This is a genomic window from Actinoplanes sp. NPDC026619, from assembly GCF_040638295.1.
Classification (GTDB): domain Bacteria; phylum Actinomycetota; class Actinomycetes; order Mycobacteriales; family Micromonosporaceae; genus Actinoplanes.
Window position 1 is genome coordinate 71275 of record NZ_JBEZYA010000021.1, and the last position, 20830, is coordinate 92104.

The 20830-nt window shown below is 68.4% G+C and carries 16 protein-coding genes and 1 pseudogene; 12 read left to right on the plus strand and 5 right to left on the minus strand.

All coding sequences use genetic code 11. The annotated features are described in order from the left end of the window. Positions 1-398: 398 nt before the first annotated feature. On the minus strand, positions 399-968 hold the full coding sequence (locus AB0E90_RS36195) for a Uma2 family endonuclease (RefSeq protein WP_360416013.1): 570 nt from the start codon (positions 966-968) through the stop codon (positions 399-401). A 32-nt stretch (positions 969-1000) separates the two neighbouring features. Next, positions 1001-2344, minus strand: a complete 1344-nt coding sequence (locus AB0E90_RS36200; RefSeq protein WP_360416015.1) for an aminotransferase class I/II-fold pyridoxal phosphate-dependent enzyme — start codon at positions 2342-2344, stop codon at positions 1001-1003. 59 nt (positions 2345-2403) lie between these two features. On the opposite strand from AB0E90_RS36200, the gene AB0E90_RS36205 reads away from it, so the two are divergent. The 7 genes from AB0E90_RS36205 (at position 2404) to AB0E90_RS36235 (ending at position 11022) form a co-directional block, all read left to right on the plus strand. Continuing rightward, the gene (locus AB0E90_RS36205) at positions 2404-3891 is read left to right on the plus strand and encodes a CoA-acylating methylmalonate-semialdehyde dehydrogenase (RefSeq protein WP_360416017.1); all 1488 of its coding nucleotides are present in this window, start codon (positions 2404-2406) and stop codon (positions 3889-3891) included. A 10-nt stretch (positions 3892-3901) separates the two neighbouring features. Beyond that, positions 3902-5245 (plus strand): aspartate aminotransferase family protein, encoded by a 1344-nt coding sequence (locus tag AB0E90_RS36210; protein WP_360416019.1) that lies wholly within the window; start codon positions 3902-3904, stop codon positions 5243-5245. 159 nt (positions 5246-5404) lie between these two features. Further along, entirely contained in the window at positions 5405-6841 is a 1437-nt protein-coding gene (locus tag AB0E90_RS36215) for a gamma-aminobutyraldehyde dehydrogenase (RefSeq protein ID WP_360416021.1), read from the plus strand. Positions 6842-6878: 37 nt separating this feature from the next. Continuing rightward, entirely contained in the window at positions 6879-8039 is a 1161-nt protein-coding gene (locus AB0E90_RS36220) for an ABC transporter ATP-binding protein (RefSeq protein WP_360416023.1), read from the plus strand. A 41-nt stretch (positions 8040-8080) separates the two neighbouring features. Beyond that, positions 8081-9295 (plus strand): spermidine/putrescine ABC transporter substrate-binding protein, encoded by a 1215-nt coding sequence (locus AB0E90_RS36225; RefSeq protein WP_360416025.1) that lies wholly within the window; start codon positions 8081-8083, stop codon positions 9293-9295. Between the two features lie 3 nt (positions 9296-9298). Next, complete coding sequence (locus AB0E90_RS36230) at positions 9299-10162, plus strand: ABC transporter permease (protein ID WP_360416027.1); 864 nt, start codon at positions 9299-9301, stop codon at positions 10160-10162. Beyond that, positions 10159-11022 (plus strand): ABC transporter permease, encoded by an 864-nt coding sequence (locus AB0E90_RS36235; RefSeq protein ID WP_360416029.1) that lies wholly within the window; start codon positions 10159-10161, stop codon positions 11020-11022. The genes AB0E90_RS36230 and AB0E90_RS36235 overlap by 4 nt, the downstream gene beginning before the upstream one ends. A gap of 56 nt (positions 11023-11078) precedes the next feature. Here the strand turns inward: AB0E90_RS36235 and AB0E90_RS36240 are convergent, their stop codons facing one another. Beyond that, positions 11079-12503, minus strand: a complete 1425-nt coding sequence (locus AB0E90_RS36240) for an aldehyde dehydrogenase family protein (RefSeq protein ID WP_360416031.1) — start codon at positions 12501-12503, stop codon at positions 11079-11081. Positions 12504-12614: 111 nt separating this feature from the next. Between AB0E90_RS36240 and gabT the strand changes: the two genes are divergently transcribed. The 4 genes from gabT to AB0E90_RS36260 all read left to right on the plus strand — a co-directional run bounded on the left by gabT (position 12615) and on the right by AB0E90_RS36260 (position 18156). Beyond that, positions 12615-13904 carry a 4-aminobutyrate--2-oxoglutarate transaminase gene (gabT, locus tag AB0E90_RS36245; protein ID WP_360416033.1) on the plus strand — a complete coding sequence of 430 codons (1290 nt, stop codon included), beginning with the start codon at positions 12615-12617 and terminating at the stop codon, positions 13902-13904. Positions 13905-13915: 11 nt separating this feature from the next. Continuing rightward, positions 13916-15298, plus strand: coding sequence for an aspartate aminotransferase family protein (locus AB0E90_RS36250; RefSeq protein WP_360416035.1), 1383 nt, complete (start codon positions 13916-13918; stop codon positions 15296-15298). A gap of 119 nt (positions 15299-15417) precedes the next feature. Beyond that, complete coding sequence (locus AB0E90_RS36255) at positions 15418-17586, plus strand: P-loop NTPase fold protein (RefSeq protein ID WP_360416037.1); 2169 nt, start codon at positions 15418-15420, stop codon at positions 17584-17586. Between the two features lie 51 nt (positions 17587-17637). Next, entirely contained in the window at positions 17638-18156 is a 519-nt protein-coding gene (locus tag AB0E90_RS36260; RefSeq protein WP_360416039.1) for a hypothetical protein, read from the plus strand. A 57-nt stretch (positions 18157-18213) separates the two neighbouring features. Here the strand turns inward: AB0E90_RS36260 and AB0E90_RS36265 are convergent. Further along, a pseudogene (locus AB0E90_RS36265) lies at positions 18214-18719 on the minus strand (TetR/AcrR family transcriptional regulator). Between the two features lie 274 nt (positions 18720-18993). Between AB0E90_RS36265 and AB0E90_RS36270 the strand changes: the two are divergent. Then, positions 18994-19197 (plus strand): cold-shock protein, encoded by a 204-nt coding sequence (locus tag AB0E90_RS36270; RefSeq protein WP_360416041.1) that lies wholly within the window; start codon positions 18994-18996, stop codon positions 19195-19197. A 136-nt stretch (positions 19198-19333) separates the two neighbouring features. Here AB0E90_RS36270 and AB0E90_RS36275 read toward each other — a convergent pair whose 3' ends face one another. Next, a complete protein-coding gene (locus tag AB0E90_RS36275) occupies positions 19334-20803 on the minus strand; it encodes a DHA2 family efflux MFS transporter permease subunit (RefSeq protein WP_360416043.1) in 1470 nt (489 codons plus the stop codon). Between the last annotated feature and the right edge of the window lie 27 nt (positions 20804-20830).

Genomic DNA, 20830 nt, shown 5'->3' on the forward strand with positions numbered 1-20830 from the left:
TTTGCGGCCTGGGGTTTGCGGCCTGGGGTTTGCGGCCTGGGGTTTGCGGCCTGGGGTTTGCGGCCTGGGGTTTGCGGCCTGGGGTTTGCGGCCTGGGGTTTGCGGCCTGGCGTCCGCAGCCGGCGACGGTTTCCCCGACGTTTGGCCGCCACTAGCAGTCGTGCAGGGTGGCGTTGGTCTGCGCCGGTGGGCTGGACTGACCGGCGATGGCGCCCGCGCCTATGCAGGTTGGCCGGCCTGGAAGGGCATGGTGGCGCCGGCGGTTGTGGTGGTCGCGGCAGTGCTTGCCGGTCGTTGATCGTCGCGCGGTTCTGAATGTCCGAGCAGGTCATGGCCGGCCGGGACTGGGTTGATCGTCGAGCGGAGCGTGGGTGTTCGGCGCGGTAGCCGGGTGTCAGCTAGGCGCTTGGCGACCGGGCGGTCAGGCCGGTGGTTTGTAGTTCGAAGAGGAACGGGGCGTCGGCCTTCAAGGTCTGGCCCTGCTTTGCGGCCGCGTGCTTCACGTAGTGGTCGCCTGCCAGGCGGTGCAGGCGGAGTGTCGTGGAGAGGTCGCGGAAGTTGGGTTCGATCAGCAGGTACCACTCGATGCCGGCGGCGGCGTACAGGTGGGGCTTGAAAGAACGGTCTGCCAGGACCGAGTCGGGTGTGGTGACCTCGCCGATCAGGTGGACGTCGGCGGCGGGCGTCACCTCGGCGAACCGGTTGGTTCGGGTGGCGATGACGAAGTCCGGGTTGGTGATGGTGTCGTGGGCCAGGCGCACGTTGATCTGGCCGGCGGCGTCGAGGCCGGCGTCGTTGGCGCCGGGCTCCAGGGCCTTGACGACCCGGTGGAGCACCGTCTGGTGGATGACGCTGCTGGGGGACGGGCTCACCCATAGGGCGCCGCGGACCAACTCGACCAGGCTGGTGGTTTCGCCGAGGGCGAGGTATTCCTCTTCGGTCCAAGGGGCGATGTGGTGGAAAGTCACCCTTCCATTGTCGGGTGACCAGTTGTCGTCTGTCAACGTGGCACGGACAAAGCGGGAGAACGCGCGGCCGCGGCCAGCCGGGCGGCCACCGCGGCGTGGTCGGTGGTGATCAGGCCGACCGTCAGGCGCAGGTGGGGTGGGCCGCCCGACGGGAGGAAGGCCGAACCCGCCGCCGCGGCTATGCCGGAGCTGGCCAGGGTGATCAGGGCGGACTGCTCGTCAGCCACCGGGAGCCAGATGTTCAGGCCGTCGCCGGGTGGGAGGTCGATGCCGGCTTCGTGCAATCCCGCCACGATCAGGGCGCGCCGGCGGGCGTACTCCGTGCGGGCGCGGCCGACTGCGGCGATCGAGGCCGGGTCGGTCAGCAGGGTCAGCAGGAGATGTTGCAGCAGGCGGCTGGTCCAGCCCTGGCCGAGGAGGCGGCGTTCGAGGATCGGATCCAGCACCGCGGACGGGCCGCCGACGGCGGCCAGGCGCAGGTCGGGGCCGTGGGACTTGCTGAAGCTCCGCACGTGGACCGTTTGTCTCGGCAGGTGCGATCCGAGGGACTCGAGTGGGCGGGACGACACGTCTGCGGCTGAGTCGTCTTCCACCGCGTACATCTGCGGATGAAGCGCAAGCACCGCGGCCAGATCGCGGACCCGCTTGCCGGACCACGACGCACCGGTCGGGTTCAGGGCTCTGGGCTGCAGAAAGATGGCGGCGGGGCGCTTGGCAAGCGCCTCGCCGAGCAAGCCCGGGAGCATGCCTTCGTCGTCGGTGTCGACGCCGATCGGCTCCACGCCCAGGGTTTCGAGGAGGTCGAGCAGCGGTGGGAAGCACGGATTTTCCACGATCGCGCGATCACCCAGCCGTAACAAACCCGAGGCAATCTGATCTATCGCGTCCATCGCGCCGTCGAAGATTGCCAGCCGTTCCGGAGGGAACGGCCAGCTGTCCCGCAGGATCTCGGCCAAGGATGGGAGGACGGGCTCGTCCAGGTAACTGGTCGGGGCGGGCGAGAGGCCGGCCAACGCCGGCAAAGGCGGCAGAAGAAGCGGATCCGGTACGCCGGTGGAGAGGTCGAGCGTGAAACCGGAGCGCCGGCTCAACGCTGCCCGATAACGCCCGGGGCCGGCGGTGCGTGACGCGGCGACGATCGTGCCCCGGCGGCCGTCGGTCTGGATGGTGCCGGAGCGGCGCAGCAGTTGCCAGGCGGCGCTGACCGTGGTGGGGGAGAGGTGCAGCTCGGCCGCGACCGCACGCACCGGGGGGAGCTTGGCGCCCGGGGCCAGCGCGCCGTCGCCGACGGCCCGGCCCACCGCCTCGGCCAGCCCTCGGGCGGTCAGATCGGTGAGGTGGGATCGGACGGCCTCGATGCCGGTAGGGGAAGGCATTTTGTGACAGTACGTATTTAGCATTGTTCGGTCTAGAGCTGGTACGTAATCTCGGCCTCATGATTCGTATCGCGCACTGGATCGGCGGCGCAGAGCACGCCGGCACCTCGGGCCGGGTCGGCCCCGTCTTCAACCCCGCCACCGGCGAGCAGACCGGCGAGGTCGACCTGGCCTCGGCGGCCGAGGTCAGCGCCGCCGTCGCGGTCGCGAAGGAGGCCGGCGTCGCCTGGCGCTCCGCCTCGCTGTCGAAGCGGTCCGCGGTGCTGTTCGCCTTTCGTGAATTGCTGGCCGCGAAGTCCGGCGAGCTGGCCGCCGTCATCACCAGCGAGCACGGCAAGGTGCTGTCCGACGCGGCCGGCGAGGTCGCCCGCGGCCTGGAGAACGCCGAGTTCGCCACCGGCATCCCGCACCTGATGAAGGGCTCCTACTCGGAGCAGGCCTCGACCGGCGTGGACGTGTACTCGATCCGCCAGCCGCTCGGCGTCGTCGCCGGCATCACGCCGTTCAACTTCCCGGCCATGGTGCCGCTGTGGATGTGCACGACGGCGATCGCGGCCGGCAACGCCTTCGTGCTCAAGCCCAGCGAGAAGGACCCGTCGTCGGCGCTGTTCCTGGCCCAGCTGTGGAAAGAGGCCGGCCTGCCCGAGGGCGTCTTCACCGTCATCAACGGCGACGTCGAGGCGGTCAACGCGATCCTCACCCACCCGGACATCGCGGCGGTCAGCTTCGTCGGGTCGACCCCGGTCGCGAAGTACATCTACGAGACCGGCACCGCGCACGGCAAGCGGGTGCAGGCCCTCGGCGGCGCCAAGAACCACATGGTCGTGCTGCCGGACGCCGAGCTGGACGCGGCCGCCGACGCCGCGGTGAGCGCCGCCTACGGCTCGGCCGGCGAGCGGTGCATGGCGGTCTCGGTCGTGGTCGCGGTGGGCGAGATCGCCGACCCTCTCGTCGAGGCGATCGCCGCCCGGCTGCCGAAGCTGAAGATCGGCGCGGGCACCGACCCGAACTCGGAGATGGGCCCGCTGATCAGCGCGGCGCACAAGGAGAAGGTGGCGAGCTACATCTCCGCAGGCGAGGGTGCCGGGGCGACCGTGGTGGCCGACGGCCGCTCCTCGGACTTGCCGGCTGAGGGCTACTTCCTCGGCGTCACGCTGCTCGACAACGTCAAGCCGGATATGTCCGTATATACAGACGAAATCTTCGGGCCGGTGCTGGGCGTGGTGCGCGTCGGCACCTATGCCGAGGCGCTGGCCCTGGTCAACGACAACGAGTACGGCAACGGCACCGCCATCTTCACTCGCGACGGCGGCGCGGCCCGGCAGTTCCAGTTCGACGTGAACGCGGGCATGGTCGGCGTGAACGTGCCGATCCCGGTGCCGGTGGCCTACTACTCGTTCGGCGGCTGGAAGGCGTCGCTCTTCGGCGACACCCATATGTACGGCCCGGACGGCATCCACTTCTTCACCCGTACGAAGGTCGTTACGTCGCGCTGGCCCGACCCGGGCACGTCGTCTGTCGACCTTGGCTTTCCGCAGACTCGATAAAGGCAAAGCAATGACCTCCACCGAAGCGAACGTACGGGCTGACGACCGCGCCCATGTCTTCCACTCCTGGTCGGCTCAGAGCCTGATCAATCCGCTGCCGATCGCCGGGGCCTCCGGCTCCTACTTCTGGGACTACGACGGCAAGCGCTACCTCGACTTCTCGTCCCAGCTCGTGAACATCAACATCGGGCACCAGCACCCCCGGCTCGTCGCGGCCATCCAGGAGCAGGCGGCCAAGCTGTGCACGATCCAGCCGGCCTTCGCCAACGACAAGCGCGGCGAGGCGGCCCGGCTGATCGCCGAGCTGGCGCCCGGGTCGCTGAACAAGGTGTTCTTCACCAACGGCGGCGCCGAGGCCACCGAGAACGCGATCCGGCTCGCCCGCGGCCACACCGGCCGGCACAAGGTGCTGTCCACCTACCGCAGCTACCACGGGTCGACCGCGGCCGCGATCACCGCGACCGGCGACCCGCGCCGTTGGGCGAACGAGCCGGCCGCGGTCGGTGTCGTGCACTTCTGGGGCCCGTACCCGTACCGGTCGCCATTTTTCAGCGAAAGCCCGGAGCAGGAGTCGCAGCGTGCGCTGCAGCACCTGCGGGACACCATCGCGTTCGAGGGGCCCGGCACCATCGCGGCCCTGCTGATCGAGACGGTGGTCGGCACCAACGGCATCCTGGTGCCGCCGCCCGGCTACCTGGCCGGCGTGCGCGCGATCTGCGACGAGTTCGGCATCGTGTTCATCGCCGACGAGGTGATGGCCGGCTTCGGGCGCTGCGGCGAGTGGTTCGCGGTCGACCGCTGGGGCGTCACGCCCGACCTGATCACCTTCGCCAAGGGCGTCAACTCCGGCTACCTGCCGCTGGGCGGCGTGATCATCTCCGACGAGATCGCCGCCACCTTCGCCGAGCGGCCGTTCCCGGGTGGCCTCACCTACTCCGGCCACCCGCTCGCCACCGCCTCGGCAGTCGCCTCCATCGAGATCTTCAAGGAGGAGGGGATCATCGAGCACGCCCGCGCGCTGGGCGACGACGTGATCGCCCCCGGCCTGGCTGCGCTCGCGGAGAAGCACCCGAGCATCGGCGAGGTGCGCGGGCTCGGCGTGTTCTGGGCCATCGAGCTGGTGCGCGACCGCGCGACCAAGGAGCCGTTGGTTCCGTTCAATGCCTCGGGCGCGGCCGCCGGGCCGATGAACGAGCTTGCCGCGGCCTGCAAGGAACGCAATCTCTGGCCGTTCACGCACTTCAACCGGGTGCACGTGGTTCCGCCCTGCACGGCGACCGCCGAAGAGGTACGTGAAGGCCTGTCTATCCTCGACGAGGCACTCGAGGTCGCGGACCGCTATTACGTGGGCTGACACCGGATTGCGTAGCTGCGAGGGGCGCTCTACGCCTGATTCCGTTTCAGTTTTGGAAATTACTTCGGATTCCCTTGTCTAGAGCCGTTCGCATGTGACAAGGTCCCTCACGTCGATCTGTGGGGGCTGTCACAAGCCCTCAACCAGGAGGTCTACTACGTGAGCAACGCCCTGCCCGAGCTGCGGAACTTCGTCGGTGGCGGTTACACCGGCACCGTGGACGGGGCGACGTCCGAGGTCGTCGACCCGAGCACCGGGGAGGCCTACGCTCTGGCGCCGATCTCCTCGGCTCACGACGTCGACGCGGCGATGACCTCGGCCGAGGCGGGCTTCGAGGCCTGGCGCGACTCCACCCCGGCCGAACGCCAGCGGGCGCTCCTGCGGATCGCCGACGCGGTCGAGGCGCGCACCGGCGAGATCGTCGACGCCGAGTGCCGCAACACCGGCAAGCCGGTCGAGGCCACCCGGCGCGAGGAGATCGGGCCGATGCTCGACGAGCTGCGTTTCTTCGCGGGCGCGGCGCGGATCCTCGAGGGCAAGAGCGCGGGCGAATATCTGCGCGACCACACGTCGTACGTCCGGCGCGAGCCGATCGGCGTGTGCGCGCAGATCACCCCGTGGAACTACCCGATGGTGATGGCCGTCTGGAAGTTCGCGCCGGCCATCGCGGCCGGCAACTCGGTGGTGCTCAAGCCTTCCGACACCACCCCGGTGAGCACGCTGCTGCTCGCCGAGATCGCCGCCGAGTTCCTGCCGGCCGGCGTTCTCAACGTGGTCTGCGGCGACCGCGACACCGGCCGTGCCGTTGTCGCTCACCCGGCGCCGCAGCTCGTCTCGATCACCGGCTCCACGCGGGCCGGGATGGAGGTCGCCGTGGCGGCGGCGGCCGACCTGAAAAAGGCCCACCTCGAGCTGGGCGGCAAGGCGCCGGTGATCGTCTTCGACGACGTCGACATTGCGGCGACCGCGGAGGCGATCGCCGGCGCCGGCTACTTCAACGCCGGGCAGGACTGCACGGCCGCGACCCGGGTGCTGGTGCACGCGAACATCGCGGCCGAGTTCACCGCGGCACTGGCGGCAGCGGCCCGCAACACCCGGGTCGGGGCGCCGGCCGACACCGAGGCCTTCTTCGGCCCGGTCAACAACGCCGGCCAGCTGTCCCGGGTGCAGGGCTTCCTGTCCCGGGCGCCGGAACACGCCGAGATCGTGGCCGGCGGCAAGCGGATCGGCGACCGGGGTTATTTCCTTGAACCTACGGTCGTAGCAGGGCTGAAACAGAACGACGAGATGATCCAGGACGAGGTTTTCGGCCCGGTCATCACCGTGCAGGAATTCGACACCGAGGAAAAGGCGGTGCGCTGGGCCAACGACGTTCGCTTCGGCCTGTCCGCCAGTGTCTGGACGCAGAACCACGGCGTCGCGATGCGGGTCTCCCGGCGCCTCGACTTCGGCGCTGTGTGGATCAATACGCACCTGCCGTTCGTGTCGGAAATGCCGCACGGCGGTTACGGTCACTCCGGGTACGGCAAGGACCTATCGATGTACGGGTTCGAGGAGTACACCCGGATCAAGCACGTGATGAGTTACCTGGGCTGAAGCCCCTTCGTTCGTCCCCCCGCGCAAAGAGGTAGACATGACCACCCCCCAGCACGCCGCCGTCACTGGCCAGCCACCGGGCGTGGCGGCCACCGGACAACCGGCCATCAGGTTCGCCGGAGTCCACAAGAACTACCTGTCGCACGGCGAGTCGGTCCCCGCGGTCAAGCGGATGGACCTGGCGATCGCGCAGGGTGAGTTCTTCTCGCTGCTCGGGCCCTCCGGCTGCGGCAAGACCACCACCATGCGCATGATCGCCGGGTTCGAGGAGCCGTCCGGCGGCAAGGTCTACCTCGACGGCCAGGACGTCACCGGGGTCGTGCCGAACAAGCGCGACGTCAACATGGTGTTCCAGTCGTACGCCCTGTTCCCGCACCTCAACACGTACCAGAACGTGGCGTTCGGGCTCGAGCGCAAGAAGGTGTCGAAGTCCGAGATCAAGCGGCGCGTCGGCGAGATGCTCGAGATCGTGTCGCTGACCGGCATGGAGAAGCGCCAGCCCAAGGAGATGTCCGGCGGCCAGCAGCAGCGCGTCGCGCTGGCCCGGGCCCTGGTCAACCACCCGCGGGCGCTGCTGCTCGACGAACCGCTCGGCGCGCTCGACCTCAAGCTGCGCCAGCAGATGCAGATCGAGCTCAAGCGGATCCAGCGCGAGGTCGGCATCACCTTCGTCTACGTCACCCACGACCAGGGCGAGGCGCTCACCATGAGCGACCGGATCGCGGTCATGAACGCCGGCGTGATCGAGCAGCTCGGCTCGCCGCGGGACATCTACGAGCGGCCGGCGACCCGTTTCGTGGCCGGCTTCATCGGCACCTCGAACCTCGTCGAAGGGCACGTGGACCGCTGCGAGAACGGCCTGGCGGTGGTCAGCTACACCGCGCAGGACCGGGTCGTGGTGCCGGTCGGCAGCGCGGTGCGCCCGGGCGACAAGATCGAGGTCTCGGTCCGCCCGGAGAAGATCGACATGCACCGCGGGGTGCCGCCGGTGAGCGCAACCGGGGGAAGCGTGCTCTCCGGCCTCGTCAACGAGGTCGTCTACCACGGCACCTCGACGAACTACACCGTGGCGACGGCGGCCGGCGCCGAGTTCACCGTCTTCGATCAAAATGCTTCGAACGCCGAGGACCTTGCGGACCGCGGCGATCGAGTCTTCCTGACCTGGGCCCCCCAGCATTCGTACATGATCGGAGTCTGAAAATGGCTGCCTCAAATATTGACCCGTCCGTTCTTCGCGGCATGACGCAGAGCCGCTTCGGCCGCCGCGACGCGCTTCGCCTCTCCGGTCTCGCGGGCATGGGCGCGTTCCTGGCCGCCTGCGGTGTGCAGGGCCAGGGCACCAAGGCAGGCCCGTCGGCGGCGCCGGACGCGGTGGCGAAGTTCTGGGCCGGCAAGGCCAAGACCGGCAAGGTCGACTTCGCCAACTGGCCGCTGTACATGGACCCGAAGAAGCCGGAGCTCAAGAAGTTCACGGCCGACACCGGCATCACGGTGAACTACCAGGAAGTCATCCAGGAGATGGGCCCCTGGTTCGCCAAGGTGCAGCCGCAGCTGGCCGCCGGGCAGTCGATCGGGTACGACCTGATGGTCATCACCAACTCGTACCAGTTCACCCAGTTCCGCGACTCCGGCTTCCTCGCCCCGCTGGACCACTCGAAGCTGCCGAACTTCGCGAAGAACGCCGGCCCGGCGTACGCCAAGGAAGCCTTCGACCCGGGCAACGTCTACAGCATTCCGTGGGCGTCCGGCATGACCGGCATCGCGTACGACCCGTCGAAGCTCGGCGGTCGCAAGATCACCAAGCTGGCGGATCTGTGGGACCCGGCGTTCAAGGGCAAGGTCGGCATGTTCTCCGACACCCAGGAGCTGGGCAACTTCGGCCTCCTGGCGCTGGGCATCGACCCGGCCAAGTCGACCGCCGACGACTGGAAGAAGGCGGCCGACCACCTCAAGGAGCAGCAGAAGGCGGGCATCGTCCGCAAGTACTACGACCAGAGCTACGTCGACGCGCTCGGCAAGGGCGAGGTCTGGATCACCCAGGCCTGGTCCGGTGACATCTTCCAGAAGAACGTCTCCGAGGGCAGCAAATTCGAGTTCATCATCCCCGCCGAGGGCGGCACGATCTGGACCGACAACATGGCGATCCCGATCACCGCGAAGGCCCCGATCGACGCGATCACCCTGATGGACTTCTTCTACCAGGTGGACGTGGCGGCGACGCTGGCCGAGTACATCAACTACGTCAGCCCGGTGCCGACCGCGCAGGCCCAGATCAAGACCGACGCGGCCAAGCTGACCGGCGACGACAAGGCCTCGATGCTCGACATCGCGAGTTCCGAGCTGGTCTTCCCGTCCCAGGCGACGTACGACAAGCTGCACTACTACGTCGACTTCGCGACGGCGGCGGAGCAGCAGGAGTACCAGAAGGCCTTCGAACCGATCGTGCTGGGCTGATACATGCAACGAGTCAAACGTCAGCTCGCGCCGTACCTCCTCGTCCTGCCGGGCGGGTTGTGGCTGCTGCTGTTCTTCGCCATCCCGATGATCGCGATGCTGTCGCTGTCGCTGCAACAGGGTGACGTCGTCAACGGCTACCGCTTCACGTTCCACTGGCAGAACTACACCGACGCGATCGAGGGTTACCACACCCAGCTCGTGCGGTCGCTGATCTACGGCGCGATCGCCACCATCGCCATGATCATCCTGGCGTTCCCGGTCGCCTACTGGATCGCGTTCTACGGCGGCAAGCGCAAACCCACGTACCTCTTCCTTCTTCTTCTGCCGTTCTTCGTGTCGTTCGTGCTGCGGACGATCTCGTGGCGGCAGATCCTGACGGACGAGGGGCCGGTGCTGAGACCGCTGAAAGACCTCGGTCTGTTAGCCGACTCGTACCACATTCTCGGCACCCCGACCGCGGTCATCGGCGGGCTGGTCTACAACTTCCTGCCGTTCATGGTGCTGCCGATCTACGTGGCCCTCGAGCGGATCGACCCGCGGGTGGTGGAGGCGTCGCGTGACCTGTACGCGAACCCGACCCTCACCTTCCGCAAGGTGGTGCTCCCGCTCGCCCTGCCCGGCGTGTTCGCCGGCGTGCTGATGTCGTTCGTGCCGGCCAGCTCGGACTACGTCAACTCGGAAGTGCTGGGCAGCTCGTCGACCACCATGATCGGCCAGGTGATCCAGGCGAAGTACCTGGTCAACACCGATTATCCGGCGGCTGCGGCGCTCTCGTTCATCCTGATGGCGGTGCTGCTGATCGGCATCTTCATCTACGCGCGGGCACTGGGCACGGAGGACGTGATGAAGGTGGCGGCCCGATGAGCGCTCCGACCCTTTCCCCACCCGCCTCGTCTTCGCCGGAGGCCGCGCACGTGGCGAAGCCGCCCCGCCGCCGCCTCGGTGGCCAGTCGGTGCTCTTCATCTACACCTGGCTGGTGATCATCTGGCTGATCATCCCGATCGTGGTGATGATCGCGTTCGGCTTCAACGACACCAAGGGCCGTTACAACCAGTCGTGGGAGGGCTTCACCTTCAAGTGGTACCACCCGGCGAAGCTCTTCGAGATCGGCGAGCTGACCAACGCCCTGTGGACCTCACTGGTCATCGCGGTCATCTCCAGCGTGCTCGCCGCGGCGCTGGGCACCGGCATCGGGTACGCCCTCGGCCGCTACCGCTTCCACGGCTCCGGCACGCTGAACCTGATCATGTTCAGCACCATCTCGTCGCCCGAGCTGATCATGGGCGCGTCCCTGCTCAGCTTCTTCGTGTCGGCCGGCCTCGGCCTGGGCGCCGTGACGATCACGATCGCGCACGTGATGTTCTCGCTGTCCTTCGTCGCGATCATCGTTCGGGCCCGCGTCATCACCCTGGACCGCTCCATCGAGGAGGCCGCCGCCGACCTGGGCGCCTCCGCCTGGGTCACGTTCTGGAAGGTGACGTTCCCGATCATCCTGCCGGCCGTCTTCTCCGGCCTGCTGCTGGCGTTCGCGCTGTCGATCGACGACTTCGTGGTCACCAACTTCACCGCCGGCAGCGAGGTCACGTTCCCGCTCTGGATCTGGGGCTCCACCCGCGTCGGCCTGCCCCCGCAGGTCAACGTGATGGGCACCCTGATCTTCGGCGTCGGCGTACTGATCGCGATCGCCTCCAACATCCGCTCCCGCAAGGCCAACAAGAGCTGATCGACCAGCTGAATGAGGCGAGGGCCGCGCGGGCCCTCGCCTCATTTGCTTGCCCGTTACAGGGCCAGGCCGGTCAGGACCAGGACGCGGGGCTCGGTGTAGTCGTCCATGGCGCTGGCTATGCCCTCGCGGCCGGAGCCGCTGCCCTTCACGCCGCCGTACGGCATCTGGTCGGCGCGGAAGGTCGGGACGTCGCCGATGATGACGCCGCCGACGTGCAGGCGGCGGTGGGACTCGAAGGCCAGGTCCAGGTGGCGGGTGAAGATGCCGGCCTGCAGGCCGTAGGCCGAGTCGTCGATGGCGGTCAGGCCGGCCTCGTCGTCGTCGACCACGGTCAGGACCAGGACCGGGCCGAAGATCTCCTCGGCGCAGACCTTCGCGTCCGGTGGGACGTCGGTCAGGACGGTGGGGGAGATCGTGGTTCCGGAGCGGGTGCCGCCGGTCAGGACGCGGCCGCCCTTGGTCACGGCCTCGGCGATCCACTCCTCGATGCGGTCGGCGGCGCGCGAGTCGACCACCGGGCCGACGTCGGTCGCCTCGTCGCGTGGGTCGCCGGAGCGCAGCGCCTCGACCGCGGCGACCAGTTTCGGGGTGAAGGCTTCGGCGTGGTCGCGGTGGACGAAGACCCGCTGGACGGCGATGCAGCTCTGGCCGGCCTGGTAGTTCGAGAACGTGGCGATCCGCTGGGCGGCGTGGTCGAGGTCGGTCCAGTCCTGGGCGATCAGGGCCGCGGCGTTGCCGCCCAGCTCCAGCGTGACGTGCTTGTGCGGGACCGCGGCGCGGATCTGCGCGCCCACCGGGCCGGAGCCGGTGAACGAGACGACCGGCAGGCGCGGGTCGGCGACGAGGGCCGCCGCGCGGTCGTTCGGCACCGGCAGGACCGAGAACAGGCCGGCCGGCAGATCCAGCTGGGACATGATCTCGCCCAGCAGCAACGCGGTCAGCGGGGTTGCCGGGGCCGGCTTCAGGACGATCGGGGCGCCCACCGCCAGGGCCGGCGCGACCTTGTGGGCGACCAGGTTCAGCGGGAAGTTGAACGGCGCGATGCCCAGCACCGGGCCGCGCGGGAAGCGGCGGACCAGCGCGATCCGGCCGGCCGCGGCCGGGTCGGTGTCCAGGCGCTGCAGCTCGCCGGAGAAGCGCCGCGCCTCCTCGGCCGCCCACCGGAACGTGCTCACCGCCCGGGCGACCTCGGCGCGCGCCCACTTCAGCGGCTTGCCGTTCTCGGCGGTGATCAGCTGGGCGAATTCCTCGGCACGGCGCTTGATGCGGGCGCTGATCTCGTCGAGCGCGCCGGCCCGGTCGGCGGCGGACAGGGCGGCGGCCGGTCCGGCTGCGGCAAAAGCGGCGGCAACCGCCTCTTCGACCTGTTCCGCCGTGGCGTACGAGGTCTCACCGACCACGGACGTGTCGTAGGGGTGACGGACCGTGAGCGGCTCGGAACCGGTGGCCGGTCGGCCGGCTACGTAGAAGGGGATCACGGCCGCAGCGTAACTGACGTGTTGGCGCGGAAATAGTTGTCCTGGGTCTTGCAAACGACGGAATCGGTGAAATGATCGGGGCTCAAAGCTTGAAGGAGTTGAGCACCCGCCGTGAATACAACACAGCCGTCGTCCGACGAACTGCAGCGGCGCCGGAGCGCGGTCGTGGCGCGCGGGGTGAGCAGCATGATCCCGGCCTACGTGAGCAGCGCGGGCGGCGGCACGATGACCGATGTGGACGGCCGCGAGTGGATCGACTTCGCGGCCGGCATCGCGGTGACGAGCGTCGGCAACAGCTCGCCCAAGGTCGTCGCGGCGGTCAAGGAACAGGTCGAGCGGTTCACCCACACCTGCTTCATGATCGCGCCCTACGAGCAGTACGTGGCGGTCTGCGAGGAGCTGGGTGCGCTCACGCCCGGTGACTTCGAGAAGCGGTCGGCGCTGTTCAACTCCGGCGCCGAAGCGGTGGAAAATGCCGTGAAGATCGCGCGGCACGCCACCGGCCGGCAGGCGATCGTGGTGTTCGACCACGCTTACCACGGCCGCACCAACCTGACAATGGCGCTGACCGCGAAGGTCATGCCGTACAAACAAGGCTTCGGACCTTTTGCCCCGGAGATCTACCGGGTGCCGATGTCCTACCCGTTCCGCGACGGCGGTCGCAGCGGTGCGGAGGCCGCGGCGTACGCCATCGGGCAGATCGAGAAGCACGTCGGCGCGAGCAACGTCGCGGCCGTGCTGATCGAGCCGATCCAGGGCGAGGGCGGTTTCATCGTGCCCGCCGCCGGGTTCCTGCCGGCGATCGCGGCCTGGACCAAGCAGGCCGGCGCGGTGTTCATCGCCGACGAGATCCAAACCGGCTTCTGCCGGACCGGATCATGGTTCGCCAGCGAGGACGAGGGCATCGAGCCCGACCTGATCACCACGGCCAAGGGCATCGCCGGCGGGCTGCCGCTCGCCGCCGTGACCGGCCGCGCCGAGATCATGGACGCGGTGCACCCGGGTGGGCTCGGCGGCACCTACGGCGGCAACCCGATCGCCTGCGCGGCCGCCCTCGCCACCATCGAGACGATGCGCGAGCTCGACCTGGCCGGCGCGGCCCGGCACATCGAGTCGGTGGCCCGGCCCCGCCTCGAGGCCCTGGCCGCCAAGCACCCGTTGATCGGCGAGATCCGGGGTCGCGGCGCGATGCTGGCCGTCGAGCTGGTCGTCCCCGGCACCACCGACCCCGACGCGGCTGCCACCGCCGCCGTCGCGAAGGCCGCCCACGAGTCCGGGTTGCTGCTGCTGACCTGCGGCACCTACGGCAACGTGATCCGGCTGCTGCCCCCGCTGGTGATCGACGACGACGAGCTCGACCGCGGGCTCACCCTGCTCGAACAAGCTTTCAGCACCCTCTGAGGAGTTACACCTTGAGCGACCTTCAGTCCCCGGACTACGAGAAGCTGTCCGGCGCCGCCCGCGACCACCTCTGGATGCACTTCACCCGGCTGTCGTCGTACCAGAAGAACGACATCCCGATGATCGTGCGTGGCGACGGCTGCTACATCTGGGACAGCACTGGCCGCAAATACCTCGACGGCCTGTCCGCCCTGTTCGTCGTGCAGACCGGCCACGGCCGGCAGGAGCTGGCCGAGGCGGCCGCCAAGCAGGCCGGCGAGCTGGCCTATTTCCCGATCTGGTCGTACGCGCACCCGAAGGCGGTCGAGCTCGCCGACCGGCTGGCCGACCTCACCCCGGGCGACCTGAACCGGGTCTTCTTCACCACCGGCGGTTCGGAGGCGGTCGAGTCGGCGTGGAAGCTGGCCCGCTCCTACTTCAAGCACACCGGCAAGCCGCTGAAGACCAAGGTGCTGTCCCGCTCGATCGCCTACCACGGCACCTCGATGGGCGCCCTGTCGATCACCGGCATCCCGGCGCTCAAGCAGGACTTCGAGCCGCTCGTGCCGTCCACCTTCCGGGTGCCGAACACCAACTTCTACCGGCGGCCCGACCAGAGCCAGTCGCTCGAGGAGTTCGGCATCTGGGCCGCCGACCGCATCGCCGAGGCCATCGAGTTCGAGGGCCCCGACACGGTCGCCGCGGTCTTCCTCGAGCCGGTGCAGAACGCCGGCGGCTGCTTCCCGCCGCCGCCCGGCTACTTCCAGCGGGTCCGCGAGATCTGCGACAAGTACGACGTGCTCATGGTCTCCGACGACGTGATCAGCGGCTTCGGCCGGCTCGGCGAATACTTCGGCGGCCAGCGCTACGGCTACACCCCCGACATCATCACCGTGGCCAAGGGCCTGACCAGCGGTTACGTTCCGCTCGGCGCGATGATCGCCTCGGAGCGCCTGGCCGAGCCGTTCCTGCACGGCACCAACTGGTTCGCGCACGGCATCACCTACGGCGGCCACCCGGTCGGCTCGGCGGTGGCCCTGGCCAACCTCGACATCATGGAACGCGAAAACCTCAACGGCCACGTACGCGACAACAGCGACCTGTTCCGTTCCTACCTCGACCGGCTGAGCGACCTGCCGATCGTCGGCGACGTGCGCGGCGACGGCTACTTCTTCGGCATCGAGCTGGTGAAGGACAAGGCCACCAAGGAAACCTTCAACGAGGAGGAGTCGGAGCGCCTGCTGCGCGGCTTCCTCTCGTCGGCCCTGTTCGAGGCCGGCCTGTACTGCCGCGCCGACGACCGCGGCGACCCGGTGATCCAGCTGGCGCCGCCGCTGATCGCGGGCGAGGAGCAGTTCATCGAGATCGAGCAGATCCTCCGCACGGTCCTGACCGAGGCTTCAAACCGGCTTTAGTACGCGGTGAAAACGGCCCCGGCGGATGATCGCCGGGGCCGTTCGCCTGTTCGGGTGGTGTTGCGCTCCCGTCCGCCGTCGACAATGGTTCGGCCAGGTCGACGCCGACGGAGGTCACGATGGCACGCACCATGAAGGACCTGCTGTCGTATGCGGACGTGGCACGAAGAACACGCGAAGTTGTCAACGATTTCACCCGGCACGGGCTCAGCGCCGGGGACAACGAGGAGATCGTTGCAGCGTTGTCGATCGAGCACGACAAGATCCGCGAGGCCCTGGCTCAGAACACCGAGCAGTACCGGAAGGCGCTGGCATCGCATCGATCGCTGCGCGATCAGATCTGGCTCGCGTTTCTCTCGGCCATCATTGGTGGCGGTGTCGTGTTCCTCCTGTTCCGCGGCGGATTCCTTCCTGGTTCGCAGGACCTTTCCTGGCTGGCCGTGCCCAGTGCGGTGGCCTATTTCGTGGCCCTACTGGTGGCGGGCCAACTGCGTCAGCGCAAGGCGGCCACACTTCCTCGCGAAGTCTTCGAGAACGCCGTCACCCGTGAGATCCGCCTGCGCGTCAATCTGGCAGCCACTCGACTCGAAGCCCCTGAGAAGCGCTGGTCGAACACCTTCGCCCTGATCAAAGCGCCGTCTCTGGTCGAGCTGAACGTCACCGACGCCGCCCCGTCCTCGACCCTCGAGACGATCAAGTCGTTCGTGGAGGAACACGACGCCACCGCGATCGGTATTGCCGGGCCGCGCGGCGCCGGCAAGTCGACGCTGGTCCGCCAGGTGCGCGACGCCGCCGAAGTCGGCGTGGAAGTCTCGGTTCCGATCGGGTACGAGGTCAACGAATTGACCAGGATGATCCATCGGCAACTGGCGCGGCGGATCGGCGGCCGGAGCCTGGCCCAGGTCAGTACGCGTCGGCGCCACGCCTTCGCGCGTTTTTTGCCGGTCATCGCCGGGATCATGGTGGCCGCCGGCGCGCTTGCGGCATTCGTGGCCGATCGCGCGACCGTCACCGGTAAGAACAGCAAGATCCTGGATCGGGTCAATCCCTACGACGACGAGTTCGATCCCACGGGGCTGTTCGGTGTCCGGCTAGGGTGGATGGGCATCGCTGCCCTCGTCCTCTTCGGTATCGCGGCCGGCTACCTCCTGCTACGCACTTTCCAAGCCGCGCAGAATTTTCAGGCGGGCGCTCGCCTCACCGATGACGCCGTCGACCTTCCGAGCCTCGGCACCAATGCGCTGACCTTCCTCGACTGGACCACGACCGTGGAGCGCACGGCGAAGGGGACGGCCGCGGCCGGCAAGAACCTGACCGTGGAAGGCACCGACAAACTGGCCCGGGCGCAGCGGGAGTTGACGCACGCTGAATCCGTACAGGAGCTGCGCCTCTTTCTTGAAAAGCTCGTCACGCTGCTCAAGCGCCAGCCCGCGAAAGCCGAACTCCCAGGCCGGGTCGTGGTGTGCATCGATGAGCTGGACAAGGTCGACAAGCCCGAGACGGCGATCAACATGATCAACGGGCTCAAGGACCTGTTTCATGTGGACGGGGTGCATTTCCTGGTCTCGGTGTCGACTGACGCGCTGGCCCGGTTCGCTGCTCGGGGCGTACCGGTGCGGGATGCCTTTGACTCGTCCTTCGACACCATCGTGCGGATGACGCCGCTGACGGCGGAGGAGTCCCGGACGCTGATCTTCCGGCGGGCGTTGCGGTTCCGGTCGTCGGCTGCGCTGTTCTGCCTGGCCTGGTCGGGTGGCAACGCCCGGGATCTCATTCGGACCGCTCGTGCCTGCGTCGTGGGGCGTGGCAACGGCGAGACCGATCGGGCCCTCGGTGATCTCGCGTCCGGGGTGATCCGCGATCAGCTCACGGAGATCATCGACGCGATGACCAGCGACGCGCTGAAGGATGTCGACGAAGCGGCGCTCACCGCGCTGCTGGATCTTCGAGACCGGCTAGGCGATCGCGGCACCACCATTGAGGAGGCGCGGCTGGCGCACGATCCCGGTGGCGGACTCACCTTCCGGGAGACTGACTGGTCGTCGGAGATCGTGCCGGCCGCCGCGTTCACGTTCCTGCTCGAGGTGGCTGCGCTGACCGAGGCGCTGTTCGCGGTGGAGCGCACGCCGGAGCAGTGGAGCGGCCGGCCGATGGAGAACGCCGCGACCGCTCTGGCGCGGGCGCGGGCCTCGCTCGGGCGGCATCCGGTGGAGGTTCGACGGTTGATCGGCGCGGCGCGGGCGGCCTGTGACGCCGCACCGCGGACGGTGCTGGCCGCGACTCCGTAACTGGGCTATTTAGTCCAAACGTGGCACGGTGGTCGGCGTGGATGCGGGGAGATGCGGCATCATGCGCGGGTCAGTGACATGCGCTGGGCAGGGCAGCGGATCGACGCGCTCGCGCCCGGCACGCTGCCGGGGCTCGGGCGGCTCAACAACCTGGTTCGCAGTGTGCGCACGCCGGAGTTCGAGGGCGTCACGTTCCACGAGGTGCTGACCCGCAGCGCGCTCAACCACGTGCCGGCCACCAGCGCGATGCTTCCCGGCGAGTGGACGATCAACCCCTGTCGGGGATGCACGCACGCCTGCGCCTACTGTGTCGCCCGGCCGACCCACGAGCACCTCGGGCTGGACATGGGCGCCGACTTCGACAATCAGGTGATCGTCCAGGTCAACGTCGGTGACGTGCTGCGGCGGGAGCTGGCCGCTCGCCGACGCGGGCGCGGCCGCCGTCCTGCTCACCTCGCTGTATCTGATGCGCGGCGTCAAGGAGCTCTTCTTCGCCTGGCTGCGCCGCGAACACCCCGAACTGCTTCCGGTGTACGCCGACGGTTCGCGCGCGCCACGCCCCTACCGTGAGGAGGTGCGGGCCCGGGTGCGCGGCGCTCTTCGCCGGCACGGCCTGCCGGTTCCGGACTACACGACGTCCGACAAGTTCGCGCTGTTCGGCAAGCGCCGCCCGCCCACGCAGCCCACGCTTTTCTGGTCGGCCTTTTGCTGGTCGGCGAGGTACGACCGGATGTGGTCCAGCGCCATGTCCAGCGCGACCTCCATCGGGCCGACCTCATGCGCGGCGTTCGCCAGCAGGTAGCCGCCCTGCAACGCGGCCATCAGGCCGATCGCCAATCGGCCGGGGTCGGCGTCGGCGCGCATCTCGCCGCTCGCCTGCATCCGGCGCAGGCCGTCGGCGAGCAGCCGCTCCCAGGCCGCGAAGGTCTCGGACAGCGTGGTACCAGCTCCTGCTTGTCGGCGAAGTGCTGGTAGAGCTGCGATTTGCTGGTCCGGCTGGCCGCGCGCACGTCGTCGAGGGTCGTCGCGTTGACGCCGCACTCATACATGAGGTCGTTCGCCGCGGCGAGGATGCGCGTGCGGGTCGACTGGCCGCGGGCGCTGATCCGCTTGGCCGCCACCTCGTCGCTCATCGGCCCAGAATAGGCGGGCCGAAAACCCGTCGATCGGGGTCGTGCCCACAACGTGAAACGGCCCGTGCCACCTTCGAGTGGGGCTACGCCGTACCCTATTTCCTGTGCTAGGTTTGCGCCGTTGCAGTTTTGATTTCCTAAGACGTTCTTGACGCCTGACGGGCATCTCGGCCCGCGGGCGTTTTTTGTTTCGTCAGCAACGTTCAGGCAATCAAAGGCGGCAGCGCGAGGATCCCGCACGGTGTGGGGTCCTGATAGCCAGCAAGGAGCGGTAATGGCTACCGGCACTGTCAAGTGGTTCAACTCGGACAAGGGCTTCGGCTTCATCACGCAGGACGGCGGGGGCGGCGACGTCTTCGCGCACTTCTCAGCTATCGCCACGTCGGGCTTCCGCAGCCTCGAGGAGAACCAGCGAGTCGAGTTCGACGTCGCGCAGGGCGCCAAGGGCCTGCAGGCAGAGAACATTCGTCCGCTCTGACAGCTGCCCGGTGACCCCGATTCGGGGCCACCGGGTGTAGTGACGGCCGGTCATCCATGGTCGAGATCCGCCACATCGGCGTGATCTCCCGGGGTAACCGGCCGTCTCTTTATTCATTTACCGCTGATATTCCTGCTCAATGTGCAATTACCGGAGCGGCATCCGGATCCACTTCCAGTGGGCCGCTGCGGAAAGTGACCGCCGAGACGATCGCGCAGAGGACGAAGAACGCAACCGACCACCAGAAGACCGTGTGGTAGCTGTGAATCTGGGCCAATGCCGCGGTCTGCGCGTCCGGCGTCCGGCCGGTCAGATAATTGGTTGCGGCCGACGCGGCGAACGAGCTGAGCAGGGCGGTGCCGATCGAGCCGCCGATCTGCTGGGCGGTGTTGAGCATCGCCGAGGCCACGCCGGCGTCATGGTGCTGCACGCCGGAGGTGGCGGCGTTCTGGGTGGGCGCGAAGATCAGGCCCATGCCGAAGCCGATCACGATCAGGGCGGGCAGCACACCGGTGACGTAGGACGAGTCCAGGTCGAGCCGGGTCATATAGGCCAGGCCGCCCGCCGCCACCAGGGAACCGATCGTCGCGAGCGGGCGCGGGCCGACGCGCGGGGTCAGCAGTGAGCCGAGCGTGGTCGCGGAGATCATCACGCCGCCGAGCATGGGCAGGAACGCCAGGCCGGACTGGATCGGGCTGAACCCGAGAATGCCGGTCAGGTAGTAGGTGAGGAACAGGAACACCCCGAACAGGCCCGCGCCGGCGATCGCGATCGACAGGTAGGAACCGCCGCGGTTACGGTTCAGCACGACGCGCAGCGGCAGCAGCGGGTGCTTCGCACGCCGCTCGACGGCGACGAAGACGGCCAGGATGATCAGGCCGGCGACGATGAAGCCGTACGTCTTCGGATCGCTCCAGCCGTCCGTCTCGGCGTTGCCGAGCCCGTAGACCAGGGCCACCAGTCCGGTGATCGAGGTGACGACGCCCGGCCAGTCCATCCGGTCGCGGTTCGCGGCCGGTTCGTCGTGCAGCTTGGTCAGGGCGCCGACCACGCCGGCCACGGCGAACACCAGGTTGACGTAGAGGCACCAGCGCCACGACGCGTACTCGGTCAGGACGCCGCCGAGCAGCAGGCCGACCGCGCCGCCGGCGCCGGAGATGGCGCCGTAGATGCCGAACGCCTTGCCCCGCTCGGCCGGATCGGAGAACGTGATCGACAGCAGCGACAGGGCGGCCGGGGCGAGCGCGGCGCCGAACATGCCCTGCAGGACGCGGGCGATGATCAGCATCTCGATGCCGTTGGCCGCGCCACCGAGCGCGGAGGCGGCGGCGAAGCCGATCAGGCCGATGAGGAACATCTTCTTGCGGCCGATCAGGTCGGACAGCCGCCCGCCGAGCAGCAACAGGCTGCCGAAGGCGAGGGCATAACCGGTGATCACCCACTGCCGGCCGGAGTCGGAGAAGCCGAGGTCGGCCTGGGCGGTGGGCAGCGCGATGTTCACGACCGTGCCGTCGAGCACCACCATGAGCTGGGCCATCGCCAGCACCACGAGTGCCCACCACCGCCCGGCCCGGTGATCGGTGGCCTTCTCCGCAAGTGTCGTCATGATCGTCTCTCCCAAGTTGAGGCACAC

Excerpts from the sequence above, each read along its gene's own strand:
- AB0E90_RS36275 (WP_360416043.1), bottom strand. The coding sequence starts at position 20,803 with ATGACGACACTTGCGGAGAAGGCCACCGATCACCGGGCCGGGCGGTGG.
- AB0E90_RS36260 (WP_360416039.1), top strand. The coding sequence starts at position 17,638 with ATGCGGCATCATGCGCGGGTCAGTGACATGCGCTGGGCAGGGCAGCGG.
- AB0E90_RS36235 (WP_360416029.1), top strand. The coding sequence starts at position 10,159 with ATGAGCGCTCCGACCCTTTCCCCACCCGCCTCGTCTTCGCCGGAGGCC.
- AB0E90_RS36225 (WP_360416025.1), top strand. The coding sequence starts at position 8,081 with ATGACGCAGAGCCGCTTCGGCCGCCGCGACGCGCTTCGCCTCTCCGGT.
- AB0E90_RS36220 (WP_360416023.1), top strand. The coding sequence starts at position 6,879 with ATGACCACCCCCCAGCACGCCGCCGTCACTGGCCAGCCACCGGGCGTG.
- AB0E90_RS36270 (WP_360416041.1), top strand. The coding sequence starts at position 18,994 with ATGGCTACCGGCACTGTCAAGTGGTTCAACTCGGACAAGGGCTTCGGC.
- AB0E90_RS36255 (WP_360416037.1), top strand. The coding sequence starts at position 15,418 with ATGGCACGCACCATGAAGGACCTGCTGTCGTATGCGGACGTGGCACGA.
- AB0E90_RS36200 (WP_360416015.1), bottom strand. The coding sequence starts at position 2,344 with ATGCCTTCCCCTACCGGCATCGAGGCCGTCCGATCCCACCTCACCGAT.
- AB0E90_RS36205 (WP_360416017.1), top strand. The coding sequence starts at position 2,404 with ATGATTCGTATCGCGCACTGGATCGGCGGCGCAGAGCACGCCGGCACC.
- AB0E90_RS36210 (WP_360416019.1), top strand. The coding sequence starts at position 3,902 with ATGACCTCCACCGAAGCGAACGTACGGGCTGACGACCGCGCCCATGTC.
- AB0E90_RS36230 (WP_360416027.1), top strand. The coding sequence starts at position 9,299 with ATGCAACGAGTCAAACGTCAGCTCGCGCCGTACCTCCTCGTCCTGCCG.